Below are 17,229 nucleotides of genomic sequence, written 5' to 3' on the forward strand. Positions count from 1 at the left end.
GGCCGCCCGTCACGGCGCACGGTCCGGGACGCGGCTCAGTGCCACGCCCGCGAGCTGAGCCGCCGCGCGACGAGGACCGGCACACCGAGCCGTGCGGAGAGGTTCTCCGCCTGGAGGATCGGGTACGGGACCGGGTGGGAGGCCCCGAGGACGAGCATCTCGTGCTCGCCGCCGCCCGGGACGACCAGGTGGAAGTGGTAGGGACCGGAGGGGGTCGCGTCGAAGCGCTGGGGCCACAGCCGCACGAGCGCCCCGTCGGCCACGACGGCGCGCTTCTCGAAGAGGTCGAGGTTCGTGTAGCCCATCGGGACGTGACGCTGGAGGTCCGCCGGTTCCTCGGTGTCGAGGAAGCACGGCGTCACGCCCCGGTTCGTCGCGTAGAACCGGGCCGTGGCGTCGTGGGCGACGTCGAAGAGGCCCGGCCCGTCCAGCCATCCCGGGTCGACGACGCTCGGTACCTCGGCGCGGACCTGCGGCAGCGGGTCCGCCTGCCACCCGGCGTCGTCCCCGCGCAGGTTCCACACCGGCGAGGTGGCGCTCACCGGCCGCGCCGCAGCAGCGCGCGCACGCCGGCGACGGCGGCGGCGCCGGCCAGCACCCACGGCCCGGCCACGAGCACGGGGTCCATCCACTGGTGGTTGACGTCCACCCGGCTGCCGCGCCGCGAGCCCACGCCGTCGTGGCTGAGCTCGGCGCGCACGCCGGTCTCGGTCACGGGGTTGTCCGGCCGCCCGCTCGCCAGGGAGCGCAGGTGGCTCTCGGCGGCGTCGACCCGGTCCGCGGCGATGAGCAGCAGCCAGTGCGCCGCCCGGGCCTCGCTGAAGCGCGCGTAGGAGTATCGCCGGATGGCGCCCGACAGCCCGTGCAGCGGCGCGACCGTGCCGAAGACCGGGGTGAGCCTCATGTGCTCGACGGACCGCTCGCGGGGGAAGGTCTCCTCCTGCTGCTCGGGCAGGTCCCAGTGCGCGCCGGTGCGCTCCGCGCGCTCCTTGGGGTAGGAGGGTCGGTCGGCGGGGTCGAGGTCGACGCCCCACCCGGGGATCCGGGCGCGCAGCTCCTCGGCGGAGGGCACCGGGGGTGCGGCAGAGGTGTAAACGGGGATGCGCTCGCTCATGTCTCTCTCCTCTCAGCTCGCGCTGGGCACGATCAGGGGCTTGATACAGCCGTCGAGCTTCGCCGAGAAGAGGTGGTAGCCCTCGGCGATGTGCTCGAGGGGGATGCGGTGGGTGACGATGTCGCTCGGCTTGAGGTAGCCGTTGCGGATGTGCTCGAAGAGCCGCGGCCACTGCCGTTTGACGGGGGCCTGGTTCATCCGCAGGGTGAGGCCCTTGTTGACGGCGTCGCCGAACTTCACCTGGCTGAAGATGGGGCCGTAGGCGCCCATGACGGAGACGGTGCCGCCCTTGCGCACCCCGTCGATCGCCCAGTTGAGCGCGACGGGTGAGCCGCCCTGGAGCTTGAGCTTGGCCGAGGTCACGTGCTGGAGGAAGCTGCCGTCCGCCTCGGCGCCCACGGCGTCGATGGCGACGTCGGCGCCCAGGCCGTCGGTGGTCCGCTTGAGGTGGACGACGACGTCGTCGAGCTCGGCGAAGTTCACCGTCTCGGCGTGGGCGAAGGACCGGGCCTTCTCCAGCCGGTACTCGAGGTGGTCGATGACGATGACGCGGGCCGCACCCATGAACCATGCCGTCTTCGCGGCGATGAGGCCGATCGGGCCGGCGCCGAAGACGGCGACCGTGTCGCCCTCACGGATCTCGCCGAGCTGGGCGCCGAAGTACCCGGTGGCGACGGCGTCGGTGAGCAGGACGGCGTCCTCGTCGTCCATCCAGTCCGGGATGATCGTCGGTCCGACGTCGGCGAAGGGCACCCGCACGTACTCGGCCTGGCCACCGTCGTAGCCGCCGGTGGTGTGGGAGTAGCCGTAGATGCCGCCGACGGCGGTCGCGTTCGGGTTGACGTTGTGGCAGTTGGACAGCAGCCCGCGGGAGCAGAAGTAGCACGAGCCGCAGGAGATGTTGAAGGGGACCATGACCCGGTCCCCCGGCTTGAGGCTCTCCACGGAGGAGCCGACCTCGTGGACGACGCCGATGAACTCGTGCCCGAAGGTCGTGCCCACCCGGGTGTCCGGCATCATCCCGTGGTAGAGGTGCAGGTCGGAGCCGCAGATCGCGGCCAGCTCGACCCGCACGATGGCGTCGTTCGGGTGCTCGATCGCCGGGATGTCCTTCTCCTCGACCCGGATCTTGTACGGACCGCGGTAGACCATCGCACGCACGGGGACCTCCACTCGCTGCTCGGGGGCAGCCAGGGTGGCACGGGCGGCCGAGGTCCGCAGGTCGAAGCGCCCGGTCAGCGGCGGGTGAGCTGGAGGAGGACCTCGGAGTGCGGGGTCTGGGGGAACATGTCGAGCACCTGGCCGCGCACGGCCACGAGCGAGGGCATGGCCGCGAGGTCCCGGGCGAGGGACGTGACGTTGCAGCTGGAGTAGAGGACGTGCCGGACGCCCGAGTCCTCGAGCCACTGCGCGAGGCGCGGGCCGATCCCGCGCCGGGGCGGGTTGACGACGACGAGGTCCGGGACGGTGCCGGCGTCCAGGGCGAAGGCGGTCGCGTCCCCGGCGAGGAAGCGCACGTCGGCGAGCCCCACCTCGGTCCGGCTGCGCTCGGCGGCGGCGACCGCGTGGGCGCTCGTCTCGATCCCGGTGACGGTGCGCCCGGGGCGGGCGGCGTGCAGGGCGAAGCCGCCGACACCGCAGTACAGGTCCCACACCGAGGACGGCGCCACCTCCTCCACCCACCGGCCGGCCTGGGCGTACAGCGCGGCGGCGACCTCGGTGTTGGTCTGGAAGAAGCCCTGGGGTCGCAGGTGCAGGGCGATGCCGCCCAGCCGCATGGTGAGGGTCTGCTGCTCGGTGAGGACGACCTCCTCCTCACCCTCGACGACGGCCTTGTGCTCCGGGAGCAGGTTGACCGAGACGACGGCGACCTGTGGCAGGTCGGCGAGCAGCGCGGGCAGGTGCTTGCGCACCCGGGGCAGGGCCTCGCGGGAGCGCAGGACGAAGCGGACCATGAGCTGCCCGTCGGGCGACTCGGTGACGACGAGGTTCTTCAGCTCACCGCGTCGGGCGGGCACGTCGTAGGGGGTGAGCCCGGCGGTGGTGACGAAGGCGGTGAGGGCACCGAAGGCGGCCCGGATGCCCGGGGCGATGATGCCGCACTCGCGCAGGTCCACTCCCCTGCCCGCGGCGTCGAGGATGCCGAGCGTGGGCGCGGTGACGGTGCCGCCGACGACCATCTTCGCCTTGTTCCGGTAGCCGGACTCCCGGCTCGCGACCGCGGGGAGCCACTCGGCCGGGCCGTGGGACCCGAGGACAGCGCGGGCGTGCTCCTCCTTGCCGGCGAGCTGGGCGGCGTACGGCGTGCCCATGAGGGTGCACGAGGTGCACCGGCCGGCGTCGAAGTAGGAGCACTGCATGGCCCCACCAGCGTACGGGGGCCGGGGTGGGCCGCGGGCCGGAGATCCGTCACACGGTGCCGAGGCGGGGCACTCCCCTGGCCTCGGTGAGCTCCGCACGGGTGGCCGGGCGGCCCGTCGTGCGGGCCACCTCCGCCGAGGCGGCCGCGTTGTCGAGGAGCTCCTGCAGCGTGCCGGCCACGAGGGTGCGCAGGTCCTCGCGCGCGTGGACCCCGAGGAGACCCCCGGACCACAGCGCGTCGAGGACCCCCGCGACGAAGGCACCGTGGTCACCGCCGTGGTCGCCGCGGACCTCGGCCGTCGTCCCGACGGCGTTGGTGGCCCGCGCCCCGTCCGCACCCGTGACGACGACGACCGACGGACCGGCGGTGAGCCAGCGGCGCACGGTGGAGGCCGCCTCCTCGCCCGGGTGGAGGCGGGCGAGGTCGCCGGCGGCGACGGTGACGACGTCGGCGCGGGCGAGGAGCGCCTGCACGCGTGACTCCTCGGCGCCCTGGGGCACGGCGTAGCTCACGGTCGCACCGGACCTGTAGACGTCCACGGCCTCCGGGCCGCGGACGGGGTCGACGTCGCCGACGTGGACGACGAGCGGGCTGTTCGTCGCGGTCGGGGCCCTCCGGGGGACCTGCTCCGGCGAGACGCGCTCGACCGACCGGCCGAGCGCCTCGAGGCCCTCGGCCACCCGGGCCGCCGGGCTGTCGGTGGGCGCGCCGGGCTCGAGGGCGACGTACGCCGGCGCCTCGGGCCCGCGGCGGTCGGTGAGGGTGGGGGTCGGGCCCCAGCCGACGCTCGTGGGTGGCTTGGCGCCGTCCCCGAGCGTCGGGTCCTCGCTGCGGCGACGCAGCGTGCGGGCGTCGGGGGCGCGCGGTGACGGGACGGAGGTCGCTGCCTCCCGGTCCGCGGGGTGGGTGTGCTCGGCCATCGGTCCTCCTCGTGGTCGGTTCCGTCATCGAACCTACGGGCCGACGCCGAGCGCGCAAGGCGGGGCTAGCGCAGCCGGAAGCGGACCCGGTCCCCCGGCCGGACCTGGGCGAGCGTGTCGAGGGCGGCATCGCGCACGACGGCGACCACCGGGTACCCACCGGTCACCGGGTGGTCGGCGAGGAAGACGACCGGCTGACCGTCGGCCGGGACCTGGACGGCGCCGGCGACCGTGCCCTCGCTCGCCAGCTCGGCGTCGTCGGCGCGGTCGAGCGCGGCGCCCTCGAGGCGGACCCCGACCCGGTTGGAGCGGACGCCGACGGTCCACTCCTGCCCGAGCAGCCGCTCCACGGACTCCGGGGTCACCCAGTCCTCCCGCGGCCCGAGCGTCACGGGCACCTCGAGGACGTCGCCGGGCGCCGCGGCTACGCGCGGCGGCTCGGACCGCGCGACGGCGGTGCCCGGGGGCGGCCCCACGGGCAGGACGGTGCCGGTGGCGAGCGGGGCGGGACCGGTGCCGGAGAGGACGTCGGTCGACCGGCTGCCGAGCACCGGGGCGACGGCGAGGCCGCCGCGCACCGCCAGGTAGACGCGCAGGCCCGCGTCCGGGTGCCCCACCCGCAGCTCCTCGCCGTCGTAGAGCGCGAACGGGTCGTCGGTGGGCGGCGTCCGCGCGACCGATCCGTCGCGCAGCGCGGTGAGCGGGGCCCGCGCCCCGCTCACCGCGAGGACGTGGTCCCCCACCGCCCGCAACGCCAGCCCACCGAGCACGGTCTCGACGACGGCGGCCTCCCGGGGGTTGCCGACGAGCCGGTTCGCCTGCCGTGCCGACCCGCGGTCCGCCGCGCCCGACGGGCTCACGCCGAGGTCGAGCCGGCCGGGCCGGCCGAGGTCCTGGACCAGGCTCTGGGTACCGGCGGCGAGGACGACGAGGGCCGGGCCCTCATCGGCGACGGGTGCGGCGGGCGGGGTGGGGACCACCGCGGTGACGACCTCGCGGACGGCGCGGAAGCGCACCCGTGCACCGGGGCGCAGCAAGGCCGGTGGGTCGCGGTCGAGGTCCCACACCGGGGCGGCGGTACGCCCGAGGAGCTGCCAGCCGCCTGGGGAGCGCCGGGGGTAGACGGCGGAGAAGTGACCCGCGAGGCCGACCGCCCCCGCGGGCACGGCGGTGCGCGGGGTCGCGCGGCGCGGCACGTCGAGCGCCGCGTGCTCACCGACGAGGTAGGCGAAGCCGGGTGCGAACCCGCCGAACGCGGCCGTCCACACCTGCCCGGTGTGGGCGGCGACGACGGCGTCGGCGCTCATCGCCGTGAGCGCGGCGACCTCCGCGAGGTCGGCGCCGTCGTAGACCGTGTCGACCTGGACGACGTCGCCCTCCGGCCGGGCGTCCGCGGCGGCGGGCAGGTCGCGCAGGAGCGTGACGAGGCGGTCGCGGGCGCGCCGGTCGGCGGCCCGGACGAACAGCGTGCGGGCGGCGGGGAGCACCTCGAGCTGCCCGGGCAGCGGCGCCGCGGTGAGCACGGCGTGCAGCCCGAGGACCTCCCCGAGGTCGGCGCACTCGACGAGCAGCGCGCGCTCCCCCGCGTGGCGCACGGTGCGCGGTGTCACCGGAAGCCGGTGACCGGGACGCCGGCGGCGTCGAGGGCCGCGCGCGCGGCCGTGGCGACGGCGACCGCGCCGGGCGTGTCCCCGTGCACGCACACGCTCTGCGCCGGGACGTGGATCGTCGTCCCGTCGACCGCCTCGACGGTGCCGGTCGTGGCCAGGCGCACGACGCGTGCGGCCACCCGGGCGGGGTCGGTGATGACCGCCCCGGGCCGGGAGCGGGGCACGAGGGTGCCGTCGGGCTGGTAGGCGCGGTCGGCGAAGGCCTCGGGGACCGGCCGCAGCCCGGCCTCGCGGGCCTCCTCCTCGATGACGGTGCCGGGCAGCACGAGGATCGGCAGGTCCGGGTCGACCGTCCGCACCGCCGCGGCGACGGCGCGGGCCTGCGCCCGGTGGTGGGCGATCGCGTTGTACAGCGCCCCGTGCGGCTTGACGTACCGCACGAGCGTCCCGGCGGCCGCGGCCATGGCCTGCAGCGCCCCGATCTGGTAGATCACCTCGTCGACGAGCTCGCCGGGGTCGACGTCGATGAACCTGCGGCCGAAGCCGGCACGGTCGCGGTAGGAGACGTGGGCCCCCACGTCCACGCCCGACGTCGCCGCGGACAGGCAGGTGCGCCGGGCGGTGCTCGCGTCCCCGGCGTGGAACCCGCACGCGACGCTCGCGCTCGAGACGAGCCGCAGGATCGCGGCGTCGTCCCCGGTGGCGCGGGGACCGAGGGACTCGCCGACGTCGGCGTTGAGGTCGATCGGCATGGGGCTCCTTCCCACCGGGAGGATACCGGCGCCTCAGCGCAGGTCGAGGCGCATGAGGACGCGCGGGAATCCGGCGAGGACGGAGGTGGTGTCGGCCGCCTTGGTGAACCCGGCGCGCTCGAAGACGTGGCGGGTGCCGACGTAGGCCATCGTGATGTCGACCTTGGCCCCGCCGTTGTCCACCGGGTACCCCTCGACGGCCGGCGCGCCGTAGGAGCGGGCGAGGTCCACCGCCCCGGCGAGGAGCGGGTGGACGATCCCCCGGCCCCGGTGGCCGGGGCGCACGCGCAGGCACCACACCGACCATACGTCGAGGTCGTCGACCCGCGGGATGCGGCGGTTGCGCGCGAAGCTCGTGTCGGCCCGCGGGTGCACCCCCGCCCACCCCACGACGTCCTCACCGTCGTAGGCGAGCACGCCCGGTGGCGGGTCCTGCGCGACGAGCTCGCGCACCCGCTCCCCGCGCGCCGTGCCACGCAGCGCGAGGTGCTCCCGCGAGGGCAGCCGGTAGGACAGGCACCAGCACACGTTGGCGTCGGGCCGCTTGGGTCCGACCATCGTCGCGACGTCCTCGAAGACGACCGCCGGACGCACCTCGATCGGCATGGGGACATCGAACACCGCGGCCGCGACCGGGGCCAGGGAAATGGTGAGCCGAACCACGTGCGACCTGCCGGTGGCGTGGCGTGAGGAGGCGTCACCACGGGTGAGAATGAGGCCGAAACCGGCGAGGGCGCGCGACGCCCCGGCGGCGCGTCTCCCCCGCCCAGAGTCACCGGTGGAGGTGTGTCTTGACGATCCGTCCCGAGCTCGAATCCGAGCAGTCGACGACCAGCCAGGTCGGGTCGATGCTCGTCACGTTCCTCATCGTGGCGGCCCTCGTCCCCGGAGCCCTCGTGCTCGCCCTCACCTGGGGGGTGCGCGCGATCGCCGCGGGCTGGGGCGCCGTGCTCGGCGGGCTGCTGCTCGCCGCCGCGTGGCCGGTCATCGTGCCCGCGTGGCGCGAGGTGACCGGCCGTGAGCCGGGCAGGTTCCTGCGGCTCCCGGGCTGGGTGTGGCTCGGCGTCGCCGGGACCCTGGGGTGCCTCGTCCTGTTCTGAGTGCCGGGCTCGTGACCGCTCGGCCGGTCAGCGACCGGGGTAGGCCCGCGGGCCGTTCACCGGGACGATCTGCTGGCCGAGCGGCACGAGCGCGAGGGGCACCATCTTCCAGCAGGCGACGCCCAGCGGGATGCCCACGACGGTGAGGCACAGGAGGAAGCCCGCGACGACGTGCGCCAGGGCGAGCTCCCAGCCGAGCACGAGGATCCACACGACGTTGCCGATCATCGCCAGCGCCCCGGCGTCCTGCCGGAAGACCGCCCGGCGCCCGAAGGGCCACAGGACGAAGCTCGCCAGCCGGAAGGAGGCGATGCCGAACGGGATGGTGACGACGAGGGCGCAGGCGATGACCCCGGCGACGACGTAGGCCAGCGCGAGCCACCAGCCGGCGAGCAGGAGCCAGAGGATGTTGCCGATGGTCCGCATGCCCCCACGGTAGCGAGGCCCGAGTCGCGGCGCAGTGCGACGATGGGGCATGGTCCGGCACTCCCCGGTGGAGGCCGCGGCGGCCGGTCTGGCCTCCGGGGCGGTGACGCTCGGCGTCGCCGAGGTCGTCGCCGGGCTGCTCGTGCGGGTGGTCGGCACGGACGGCACGCCCTCCCCGCTCCTCGCCGTCGCCGACTCCTTCGTCGACCGCACGCCGGCCTGGCTCAAGGACGCGGCGATCGCGGCGTTCGGCACCGGCGACAAGGCGGCGCTGATCGTGGGCACGGGCGTGGTCCTCGCCGCCCTGAGCGCAGGGCTCGGCCTGCTCGCACGGCGCCGGCGGGGCCTCGCGCTGGCAGGTCTCACGCTGCTGTGCGTGGTGGCGCTCGCGGCGGTGCTCACCCGGCCGGGCGCGGCGCCGGCCGACGCCGCGCCGACGGTGCTCGGCGGGGGCGCCGGCCTGCTCGTTCTGGTGGCGCTGTTCCCCGGCTCGTCGGCCGCACGCGCCCCCACCCCCGCCCCCGACGGCCCCGGGCGACGGTCGGTGCTGGTCCTCGGCGGGTCGCTCGCCGTCCTCGGGGTGCTCGGCATCGTCGCCGGCCGCGTCCTCAGCGGGGCCGGTGAGGTGGTGCGGGCGGCGCGCCGGGCGTTCGTGGTCCCGTCGGTCGCGGTGCCGGTTGCGGTCGACCCGGCCGCGGAGCAGGGCGTGCGGGGGCAGCCGCCCTTCCGCACGCCCAACGCGGAGTTCTACCGGATCGACACGGCGCTCGCCGTGCCGCAGGTCGACCCGGCCGCGTGGCGGCTGCGGGTGCACGGCATGGTGAGGCGCGAGGTCGAGATCGACATGGCCGACCTGCTCTCCCGCCCGATGGTCGAGGCGCTCGTCACGCTCACCTGCGTGTCCAACCAGGTGGGCGGGGACCTCGCCGGCACGGCGGTGTGGACGGGCCTGCCGGTGAGTGAGCTCCTCGCGGAGGCCGGCCCGCTGCCCGGCGCGGACATGGTGCTCTCGACGAGCGCGGACGGCTGGACGGCGAGCACGCCGCTGGAGGTGCTCACCGACGGACGCGACGCCGTGCTCGCCGTCGGGATGAACGGGGAGCCGCTGCCACCCGAGCACGGGTTCCCGGCACGGCTGGTCGTCCCCGGGCTGTACGGCTACGTGTCGGCGACGAAGTGGGTCGTCGACCTCGAGGTCACCCGGTTCGCCGACGCCGCGGCCTACTGGACCACCCGCGGCTGGGCCGAGCGCGGGCCGGTGAAGACGGCCTCGCGCATCGACGTCCCTCGGGGCCGGAGCCTGCCCGCCGGCCCGACGACGGTCGCCGGGGTGGCGTGGGCGCAGCACCGCGGCATCTCCCGCGTCGAGGTGCGGGTGGACGACGGCGAGTGGCTGCCCGCCGATCTCGCCGCCGAGCCGACGGTCGACGCGTGGCGGCAGTGGCGTCTCGCGTGGGAGGCGACCCCCGGGCGTCACACCCTCACCGTCCGCGCCACCGACGGGACCGGGAAGACGCAGACCTCGGCCGAGGCGCCGCCCGTGCCGGACGGCGCCTCGGGGTGGCACTCGGTCGTGGTTGACGTCGAAGGCTGAGCTCGTCGTGGGTCGGCTCCGGCGCCAGGGCTGCCTGCCCCTTCGACGTCGCTGACGCGGTACTCGGACGCGGCGTCCTCACCTGGCGGGTTGGCCGCGGTCCTCGGTGCCGGTCACCGCCTGGACGACGGTCGTGCCCACGTTCTCGTCGAGGACCGCGCCAGGTCGTGGATGTCGAGCCCACCCTGCGAGATCCGCGCCGCGGCCTGGGATACGGTCCGACGATGGCGCGCGTTCAAGAGGTTGACATCTCGGCACTGCTCTCGGCGGCGGAGGACGTCCCTCCCGCCGAGGCGATCTCCGCCGTGGCCGAGGCGTTGCACGAGGCGCTCGGTGTGCAGTCCGCCGCGTTCCTCATCGCCGACGCCGCGGGCAGCACGCTGGTCGACCACACCCACGCCGGGACCCGGTTCGACCTCGACGGCACCACCCCGGGGCGGGCCTGGCGTGAGCAGCGGATCGTCCAGGACGGGGACGGTCGCGCGTACGTCCCCGTGACCGTCCGGGGCGACGCCCTCGGGGTGCTCGCCGTGACGCTGCCCGGGCACGACGCCGACTCGGACGCCGAGACGGGCGAGGAAGGCACCCTCGCCCCGGGGACGGCCACGCAGCTGGCCGCGGTCGCGCACGCGCTCGGCTACGTGCTCATCGCCAATCAGCGGCACACCGACACCTACGAGACGGCCATGCGGTCGGCGGAGTTCACGCTGCCCAGAGAGATCCAGCGCCGTCTGCTGCCGCCCGGGTTCGTCTGCGAGGGCGGGTCCTTCACGATCGCGGGATGGTTGGAGCCCTCGGCCAGCGCCGCGGGAGACTCCTTCGACTACGTCGCCTCCTCCGACCGGCTCACGGTCTCCCTCACCGACGCCACCGGGCACGACCTCAGGGCCGCCATGATGGCCACGCTCACGGTCAACGCGCTCCGCAACACCCGCCGAGCAGGCGCCGGTATCGTCGAGCAGGCGCACGCCGCCAACCGGGCGCTCCTGGCCCAGAACCGCGCCGACGTCGGGCAGGACGCCTACGACACCGGGGTCCTCGGCTCCTACGTCACCGGGATCCTCCTCGAGATCGACATCCAGGGGTCGGCCGAGCCGCACCGCGGTGCCGACCACACGGTCGCCCGGATCATCAACGCCGGGCACCCGGGAGCCCTGCTGCTGCACGACGGACGAGTGACCAGCATCGCTCCGGCGAACAACCCCATGCTGGGGCTGCGCGAGCACGACTTCCTGGTCCAGGAGATCGACCTGAGCCCGGGCGACCGGCTCCTGCTCATGACCGACGGCATGCTCGAACGCAGCGCCGCCGCCTTCGACCTACCGGGCGCCTTGCGCGACACCGCTGACCAGCACCCACGCAACGTCGCCCACGACATCGCCCGGATCTTCCTCGACACCGTGGGCACCGAGATCAAGGACGACGCCGCTGTCCTGCTGCTCGAGTGGCACGGCGGCCCTACGAGCCGCTCCACCGGCAGCGGCGCAGACGACGCCCGCTAGGCACCCTGCGCCGCGGACGCACCTGCTTCTTCGCCGGCGCCACTCGCGCCGGCGCCGCCGACCAGACGGTCGTGCACGACCGGGAGAGCGACACCACCCTCGTCGGTGACTGGAACGGGGACCAGAGCGACACCATCGGCATCCGCCGCGGACCAACCCCCGGTCACGCCCTCCAGTCGTGGCGGGGGCCTTCGTCGTCGCGCGCAGCGGGCCGTGCGGCGGCAGAATCGGGAGATGGCCACCGCGAAGAAGCCCGCCGCCACGAAGCAGCCCTCCGGCTCGAAGGAGCCGACTGCCACGATGGAGCAGGAGGCACCGTCCTCCGAGGTCACCGGGTTCCGCACGACGAAGATCCCGAACAAGATCTACGAGGCGGAGCTCTACCGGCTCCAGGGTGAGCTCGGGAAGCTCCAGGCGTGGGTGAAGGACACCGGTGCGCGCGTCGTCGTCGTCTTCGAGGGTCGCGACGCCGCCGGGAAGGGCGGGACGATCAAGCGGATCACCGAGTACCTCTCCTCCCGCGTCGCCCGGATCGCCGCGCTGCCCGCCCCCACCGAGCGCGAGCGCGGACAGTGGTACTTCCAGCGCTACATCCAGCACCTGCCCGCGGCCGGGGAGATCGTCCTGTTCGACCGCTCCTGGTACAACCGCGCCGGCGTGGAGAAGGTCATGGGGTTCTGCACCCCCGAGGAGCACAAGCGCTTCCTGCGCCAGTGCCCGATCTTCGAGCAGATGCTCGTCGAGGACGGTGTCCACCTGCGCAAGTACTGGTTCTCGGTGTCCGACGACGTCCAGCTCGAGCGGTTCCGCAAGCGGCTGCACGACCCGCTGCGGCAGTGGAAGCTCTCCCCCATCGACCTCGAGTCGATCACCCGCTGGGAGGACTTCTCCCGGGCCAAGGACGAGATGATGGTCCACACCGACACCGCCGTCGCCCCGTGGCACCACGTCGCCTCGGACTCCAAGAAGCAGGCCCGGCTCAACATGATCCACCACCTGCTCGCCTCCCTCCCCTACGTCGAGGTGCCCCACGACAAGCCCACGCTGCCCAAGCGTCCGCAGGGCACCGGCTACCAGCGCCCGCCGATCGAGGTGTCCTCCTACGTGCCGGACTGGGCCTCCACGCTCGTCGAGGACCCCTCGCTCGACGACGGCGCCAGGTCCCGCAGCAAGGGCTGACGCCGGCGCGGACGGGGCGTGCGCGCGGCGCGGCGGCCGGGCACGCTGGGCGCATGCCGAACCCCACCGCCGCCATGCTCGTCATCGGGGACGAGATCCTCTCCGGTCGCACCCGCGACGCGAACGCCTACCACCTCGCCGGGCAGCTCACCGCCGTGGGCATCGACCTGCGCGAGGTGCGGGTCGTCCCGGACGACCACGACGTCATCGTCGGCGCGCTCCACGCCCTGCGCGACGGCTACACCCACGTCTTCACCTCCGGCGGGATCGGCCCGACGCACGACGACATCGCCGCCGACGCCGTCGCCGCCGCGTTCGGGGTGGGGATCGCCGTGCGCGACGACGCGCGCGCCCTGCTCGAGGAGGCGGCGGCCCGCCGTGGCACAGTCCCCTCACCGGAGCAGCTGCGCATGGCGCGCATCCCCGACGGCGCCACACTCATCGCCAACGACGTCTCCGGAGCCCCGGGGTTCAGCCTCGGCAACGTCCACGTCATGGCCGGCGTCCCGAGCATCTTCCGGGCCATGCTCGACGCCCTCCTGCCCGGCCTGCAGGCGGGTGTCCCACGCGAGTCCCGAGAGGTGCGTTTCGAGGTCGGGGAGAGCCGGGTGGCGGGCCCGCTGCGTGAGCTCGCCGAGCGGACCCCGGCGCTGAGCTTCGGCTCCTACCCCTTCAGTGACGGCCAGGTGCGGGGCACGACCGTCGTCGTGCGCGGGACGGACGCCACCCTGCTCGACGACGCCATCGCCCGGCTCGAGGAGATCCGCCGCGCCGTGTCCTAGCCCTGGCCCGTCACGGCCTCGGCCGCCTCGACGACGCGCTCGCACAGCTCATGGGTCGCCAGGGCGTCCGTCGCGTCGAGGATCCGGCCGGCCGCGACAGCGGAGAGGAACTCGGCACACATCGCGTCGAAGCCGCGCAGCGCGGTCGCCGGGCGCCAGCCGTCCCGTCGGGTGAGCCGCTCCTGGCCGGCGAGGTCGACGATGTCGGCGAGGTCGACCACCTGGCGCCGCCGCCCGTCCCCGACGACGTCGAGCACCTCGTGCGACATGCCCGCCGTCCAGCTCATCACCCCGGTCGCGAGCCGGCCGTCCTCCCCCGTGAAGTGGACGGCGAGCCGCCGGGCGGTACCGCCGCCCCCACCACGCACCGAGACCGTGAGGTCGGTCAGCGTGGAGGGCACGAGGAATCGCAGCGTGTCGAGCACGTGGATGAAGTCGTCGAAGACCATGGCGCGAGCCGGCCCCAGCGGGTGGGAGCGGTGCTTCTGCAGGGTGACGACGTCGAGGTCCGGCCACTCGGCCAGCGCCCGCACGGCGGGCGCGTGGCGGCGGTTGAAGCCCACGGCGAGGGACACCCCGAGCCTGGTTGCGAGCGACACCAGCGCGGCCGCCGTGGCATGGTCCTGCGCTATCGGCTTGTCGACGAGCACGGGGACCCGGTGCCGCAGCAGCGTCTCGACGACCTCGGGGTGGACCGCCGTGGGGGCGTGCACCGTCGCGGCGTCCAGGCCCGTGGCGATAGCGTCGTCGAGGGACGTGAAGCGCTCGGCCACCCGGTACCGCTCACCCACGGCGTCCAAGGTGGCCCGCCGGCGCGACACGAGGACGGGGGTGACCCCCGCCGTCGCCGCCAGCACGGGCAGGTAGGCCTTGCCGGCGATGTCGCCCAGGCCGATGACCGCGACGCGCATGAGGTTCTCCGTTCGGGTGGGGCGACCCGGCGAGCCTAGCGCCGCTGCGGACGTCGTTGCGCGCGCCTGCGCCGTCGGCGGCGCGGTCTCCGCGCGCCGGTCGGAGGCCGCAGCGGCCGCGGCCGTCGTCGGCGCCCGGCTTGTCCACCTCCACTTCCCCGACACCCGGCTCGATCCCGCCGGGGCGTCATCACGGCGATCGAGGAGGTCGTCGCGGCGGTGGAGCCGTACGCGTCTACACCCACGGGGTGCACGACCGCCACCAGCGTCGATGTCCACGGGTGGCGACGCGACGAAAGCCGCCGCGGCCCGCGCAGCGGAAGTACGCCTCAGTCCGCCGGCGCGGCCGGGAAGGACACGGTGAAGACCGTGCGTCCCGGGACGCTGTCCGCGGCCACCCGGCCCGCGTGGGCGCGCACGACGGCGTCGACGATCGCCAGGCCCAGGCCGGTGGAACCGGTGCCCGGGCTGCGTGCGGCGTCCCCGCGGGCGAAGCGGTGGAACAGGCGGGGCAGCAGCTCGGGCGCGATGCCCGGGCCGTCGTCCTCCACGTGCAGCTGGACGGTGTCTCCCTCGCACCGCACGGACGTCGTCACGGTCGTCCCGGCCGGGGTGTGGACGCGGGCGTTGGCGAGGAGGTTGGCCAGGACCTGGCGCAGCCGGTCCTCGTCCCCGACGACGAGCGCCGGGCCGCTCACCTCCGGGTCGGGCAGGTCCAGGCGCCACGTGTGGTCCGCGCCCGCGACGTGCGCGTCGGCGACAGCGTCCACGGCGAGCACGGCGAGGTCGACCTCCTCCCGGGCGAGCGGACGCCCGGCGTCGAGGCGCGCGAGCAGGAGCAGGTCCTCGACGAGCGTCGTCATGCGGGCCGACTCGGACTCCACCCTCCCGATCGCCTGCTCGGCGCCCTCGGGCAGCTCGCCGGGCAGCCGGCGCAGGAGCTCGGTGTAGCCGCGGATGGAGGCGAGCGGCGTGCGCAGCTCGTGGCTGGCGTCGGCGACGAACTGGCGCACCTGGGTCTCGCTGTCGTGCCGCTGGCGCAGGGCGTCCTCCACGTGGGCCAGGAGCCGGTTGAGGGCAGCGCCCACCTGGCCCACCTCGGTGGCCGGGTCGGTGTACCGGGCGGGGACCCGCTCGTCGAGGGCGACCTGGCCCTCGTGGAGCGGCAGCGAGGCGACCGTGGTCGCGGTGGCCGCGACCTCGTCGAGCGGGCGGAGCTGGCGCCGTACGAGCAGCCCGCCGGCGGTCGCGGCGCCCGCGACGGCGACGAGCGCGATGCCCGTCTCGGCGGCGACGTAGTCCTGGACGGTGTCGTCGACGTCCTCGGTGGACAGGCCGGTGACGACCCTGCCGTCGTCGACGTCCGTGACGGCGAGGGCCCGGTAGCTGCCGAGGTCACCGAGGTCGACGGTGGCAGGGGCGCCGGGGTCGACGTCGAGCAGGCGCTCGACCTGCGCGGCGGTGAGCGGCAGGAAGGTGCCGTCCTCGCCGATGTAGCCCGACAGCGTCCCGTCCGGGCCGACCGAGACGCTCACCGTGCCGGTCCCCTGGCCGGGGACGTCGAGCCCGGGCGGCGGGCCGCCGGCGTCGCGGTGGCCGCGCAGCTCGTGCTGGGCGCCGAGCGCGCGCTGGCTGGAGGCGAGCAGCCGCTGGTCGAGCTGGGACATGAGCGAGTCGCGCAGTGCGAGCGCGGACAGGATGCCGGTGGCGAGGGCGACGGCGAGGACGAGCCCGACGAGCACGGCGATGACGCGGCGGCGCAGTGGCCAGCGGCTCACCGGTCCTCGCCCCCCTCGGCGTCCGCGGCGTCCTCCGTGTCCTCGGCGTCCTCGGCCGGCTTGAGGACGTAGCCCACCCCTCGCACGGTGTGGATCATCGGGGCGCGTCCGGCGTCGATCTTGCGCCGGAGGTAGGAGATGTACAGCTCGACGATGTTGGCCCTGCCGCCGAAGTCGTAGTGCCACACCTGGTCGAGGATCTGTGCCTTGGACAGCACCCGGCGCGGGTTGTGCATGAGGTGGCGGAGCAGCTCGAACTCGGTGGCGGTGAGCGAGACGGGCTCACCGGCGCGGGAGACCTCGCGGCTGTCCTCGTCGAGCCGCAGGTCCCCGACGGTGAGGACGTTGCGCTCGTCGTCCGCGCGGGTGCCCGCACGGCGCAGCAGCGCCTGCAGCCGGGCGACGACCTCCTCGAGGCTGAACGGCTTGGTCACGTAGTCGTCGCCGCCGGCGGTGAGCCCGGCGACCCGGTCCTCCACGGCGTCCTTGGCGGTGAGGAAGAGGACGGGGACGTGCGGGTGGAGGGCACGCAGGCGCTCGAGCACCTCGAGGCCGGAGAGGTCGGGGAGCATGACGTCCAGGACGACGACGTCGGGCCGTTCGCGGCGGGCGAGACGGACGGCGGCGTGGCCGGTCACCGCGGTGTCGACGTGCCAGCCCTCGAAGCGGAGCACGGTGGCGAGCAGGTCCCCGAGGGCGGGTTCGTCGTCGACGACGAGTGCCCGGACGGGTGAGCCGTCCGGGCGGGTGAGGACCGGCCCCGGGGCGGGCGTGGTGGAGGAGGACATGCCCCCATGGTCGCGCCGTGCGATGGAGGATCCCTGAGCCCCTCCTGAACGTTCCCTGAACACCCCGCCCGCGCACCCCCACCCCGCTCTGGGACGCCCCCTGGCGCCCCCGGACACCCCGTGCAGCGGGGTGCGGAGCCGCATAAGGGTGTCCCAGAGGACTTCCCCGGGAGGCTCCTCGCGAGGTCTGCCTCACGCCGTTCCGGCGCGCGCGTCCGGCACGGCTGACGGTGTGCCCGACCGTGCGACCGCGCGCCCGTTGGGACGGGCGCACCGTGGACCTCCTGGTCGCACAGTGCAGGAGTGGGGCGCACGCTGCAGCTCCCGGGCGCACGGCGAGCGATTGGCGGGGCGTGCCGAGCACCGGCCGGCACGCCCCACCTCCTCTGGGACGCCCCTTGGCGCCCTCGG

The 17,229-nt window shown here is 74.9% G+C and carries 17 protein-coding genes; 5 read left to right on the forward strand and 12 right to left on the reverse strand.

The genetic code is table 11. From position 1 onward, the window contains the following. Nucleotides 1–35 precede the first annotated feature (35 nt). The 8 genes from FE251_RS07605 to FE251_RS07640 form a co-directional block, all read right to left on the reverse strand. Nucleotides 36–542, reverse strand: coding sequence for a hypothetical protein (locus tag FE251_RS07605; RefSeq protein WP_139948397.1), 507 nt, complete (start codon nt 540–542; stop codon nt 36–38). Then, complete coding sequence (locus tag FE251_RS07610; protein WP_139948398.1) at nt 539–1,114, reverse strand: hypothetical protein; 576 nt, start codon at nt 1,112–1,114, stop codon at nt 539–541. Before FE251_RS07610 ends, FE251_RS07605 begins: the two co-directional genes overlap by 4 nt. Before the next feature lie 12 nt (nt 1,115–1,126). Then, nucleotides 1,127–2,275: a zinc-dependent alcohol dehydrogenase gene (locus FE251_RS07615; protein ID WP_139948399.1), complete on the reverse strand. Its 1,149-nt coding sequence runs from the start codon at nt 2,273–2,275 to the stop codon at nt 1,127–1,129. A 74-nt stretch (nt 2,276–2,349) separates the two neighbouring features. Next, complete coding sequence (gene rlmC, locus FE251_RS07620; protein WP_139948400.1) at nt 2,350–3,474, reverse strand: 23S rRNA (uracil(747)-C(5))-methyltransferase RlmC; 1,125 nt, start codon at nt 3,472–3,474, stop codon at nt 2,350–2,352. Between the two features lie 49 nt (nt 3,475–3,523). Beyond that, nucleotides 3,524–4,396, reverse strand: coding sequence for a carbohydrate kinase family protein (locus tag FE251_RS07625; RefSeq protein WP_139948401.1), 873 nt, complete (start codon nt 4,394–4,396; stop codon nt 3,524–3,526). A 65-nt stretch (nt 4,397–4,461) separates the two neighbouring features. Continuing rightward, nucleotides 4,462–6,006 (reverse strand): 5-oxoprolinase subunit B/C family protein, encoded by a 1,545-nt coding sequence (locus tag FE251_RS07630; protein WP_139948402.1) that lies wholly within the window; start codon nt 6,004–6,006, stop codon nt 4,462–4,464. Further along, nucleotides 6,003–6,758 carry a LamB/YcsF family protein gene (locus tag FE251_RS07635; RefSeq protein ID WP_139071967.1) on the reverse strand — a complete coding sequence of 252 codons (756 nt, stop codon included), beginning with the start codon at nt 6,756–6,758 and terminating at the stop codon, nt 6,003–6,005. The genes FE251_RS07630 and FE251_RS07635 overlap by 4 nt, the downstream gene beginning before the upstream one ends. A 33-nt stretch (nt 6,759–6,791) precedes the next feature. Next, complete coding sequence (locus tag FE251_RS07640; protein ID WP_139948403.1) at nt 6,792–7,364, reverse strand: GNAT family N-acetyltransferase; 573 nt, start codon at nt 7,362–7,364, stop codon at nt 6,792–6,794. Nucleotides 7,365–7,549: 185 nt separating this feature from the next. Here FE251_RS07640 and FE251_RS07645 point away from each other — a divergent pair, with 185 nt between their 5' ends. Then, nucleotides 7,550–7,858 (forward strand): hypothetical protein, encoded by a 309-nt coding sequence (locus tag FE251_RS07645; protein WP_139071969.1) that lies wholly within the window; start codon nt 7,550–7,552, stop codon nt 7,856–7,858. Between the two features lie 27 nt (nt 7,859–7,885). Here the strand turns inward: FE251_RS07645 and FE251_RS07650 are convergent, their stop codons facing one another. Beyond that, nucleotides 7,886–8,284 carry a YccF domain-containing protein gene (locus tag FE251_RS07650; RefSeq protein WP_139071970.1) on the reverse strand — a complete coding sequence of 133 codons (399 nt, stop codon included), beginning with the start codon at nt 8,282–8,284 and terminating at the stop codon, nt 7,886–7,888. A gap of 49 nt (nt 8,285–8,333) precedes the next feature. Between FE251_RS07650 and FE251_RS07655 the strand changes: the two genes are divergently transcribed. The 4 genes from FE251_RS07655 to FE251_RS07675 all read left to right on the forward strand — a co-directional run bounded on the left by FE251_RS07655 (nt 8,334) and on the right by FE251_RS07675 (nt 13,341). Beyond that, on the forward strand, nt 8,334–9,878 hold the full coding sequence (locus tag FE251_RS07655; RefSeq protein ID WP_139948404.1) for a molybdopterin-dependent oxidoreductase: 1,545 nt from the start codon (nt 8,334–8,336) through the stop codon (nt 9,876–9,878). A 224-nt stretch (nt 9,879–10,102) separates the two neighbouring features. Then, entirely contained in the window at nt 10,103–11,380 is a 1,278-nt protein-coding gene (locus tag FE251_RS07665; RefSeq protein WP_139948406.1) for a PP2C family protein-serine/threonine phosphatase, read from the forward strand. 300 nt (nt 11,381–11,680) lie between these two features. After that, nucleotides 11,681–12,559, forward strand: a complete 879-nt coding sequence (gene ppk2 / locus FE251_RS07670; protein ID WP_139071979.1) for a polyphosphate kinase 2 — start codon at nt 11,681–11,683, stop codon at nt 12,557–12,559. Nucleotides 12,560–12,612: 53 nt separating this feature from the next. Next, nucleotides 12,613–13,341, forward strand: a complete 729-nt coding sequence (locus tag FE251_RS07675; protein WP_139948407.1) for a competence/damage-inducible protein A — start codon at nt 12,613–12,615, stop codon at nt 13,339–13,341. Here the strand turns inward: FE251_RS07675 and FE251_RS07680 are convergent. The 3 genes from FE251_RS07680 to FE251_RS07695 form a co-directional block, all read right to left on the reverse strand. After that, on the reverse strand, nt 13,338–14,252 hold the full coding sequence (locus FE251_RS07680; protein ID WP_139071974.1) for a Gfo/Idh/MocA family protein: 915 nt from the start codon (nt 14,250–14,252) through the stop codon (nt 13,338–13,340). The genes FE251_RS07675 and FE251_RS07680 overlap by 4 nt on opposite strands. A gap of 329 nt (nt 14,253–14,581) precedes the next feature. After that, the gene (locus tag FE251_RS07690; RefSeq protein WP_230976587.1) at nt 14,582–16,030 is read right to left on the reverse strand and encodes a sensor histidine kinase; all 1,449 of its coding nucleotides are present in this window, start codon (nt 16,028–16,030) and stop codon (nt 14,582–14,584) included. Then, nucleotides 16,027–16,818: a response regulator transcription factor gene (locus tag FE251_RS07695; protein WP_139948408.1), complete on the reverse strand. Its 792-nt coding sequence runs from the start codon at nt 16,816–16,818 to the stop codon at nt 16,027–16,029. Before FE251_RS07695 ends, FE251_RS07690 begins: the two co-directional genes overlap by 4 nt. Between the last annotated feature and the right edge of the window lie 411 nt (nt 16,819–17,229).

Source organism: Georgenia wutianyii, assembly GCF_006349365.1.
Classification (GTDB): domain Bacteria; phylum Actinomycetota; class Actinomycetes; order Actinomycetales; family Actinomycetaceae; genus Oceanitalea; species Oceanitalea wutianyii.

Coding starts and splice junctions, on each gene's coding strand:
- FE251_RS07610 (WP_139948398.1), bottom strand. CDS start 1,114: ATGAGCGAGCGCATCCCCGTTTACACCTCTGCCGCACCCCCGGTGCCC.
- FE251_RS07680 (WP_139071974.1), bottom strand. CDS start 14,252: ATGCGCGTCGCGGTCATCGGCCTGGGCGACATCGCCGGCAAGGCCTAC.
- ppk2 (WP_139071979.1), top strand. CDS start 11,681: ATGGAGCAGGAGGCACCGTCCTCCGAGGTCACCGGGTTCCGCACGACG.
- FE251_RS07640 (WP_139948403.1), bottom strand. CDS start 7,364: ATGCCGATCGAGGTGCGTCCGGCGGTCGTCTTCGAGGACGTCGCGACG.
- FE251_RS07695 (WP_139948408.1), bottom strand. CDS start 16,818: ATGTCCTCCTCCACCACGCCCGCCCCGGGGCCGGTCCTCACCCGCCCG.
- FE251_RS07625 (WP_139948401.1), bottom strand. CDS start 4,396: ATGGCCGAGCACACCCACCCCGCGGACCGGGAGGCAGCGACCTCCGTC.
- FE251_RS07675 (WP_139948407.1), top strand. CDS start 12,613: ATGCCGAACCCCACCGCCGCCATGCTCGTCATCGGGGACGAGATCCTC.
- FE251_RS07635 (WP_139071967.1), bottom strand. CDS start 6,758: ATGCCGATCGACCTCAACGCCGACGTCGGCGAGTCCCTCGGTCCCCGC.
- rlmC (WP_139948400.1), bottom strand. CDS start 3,474: ATGCAGTGCTCCTACTTCGACGCCGGCCGGTGCACCTCGTGCACCCTC.
- FE251_RS07650 (WP_139071970.1), bottom strand. CDS start 8,284: ATGCGGACCATCGGCAACATCCTCTGGCTCCTGCTCGCCGGCTGGTGG.
- FE251_RS07665 (WP_139948406.1), top strand. CDS start 10,103: ATGGCGCGCGTTCAAGAGGTTGACATCTCGGCACTGCTCTCGGCGGCG.
- FE251_RS07655 (WP_139948404.1), top strand. CDS start 8,334: ATGGTCCGGCACTCCCCGGTGGAGGCCGCGGCGGCCGGTCTGGCCTCC.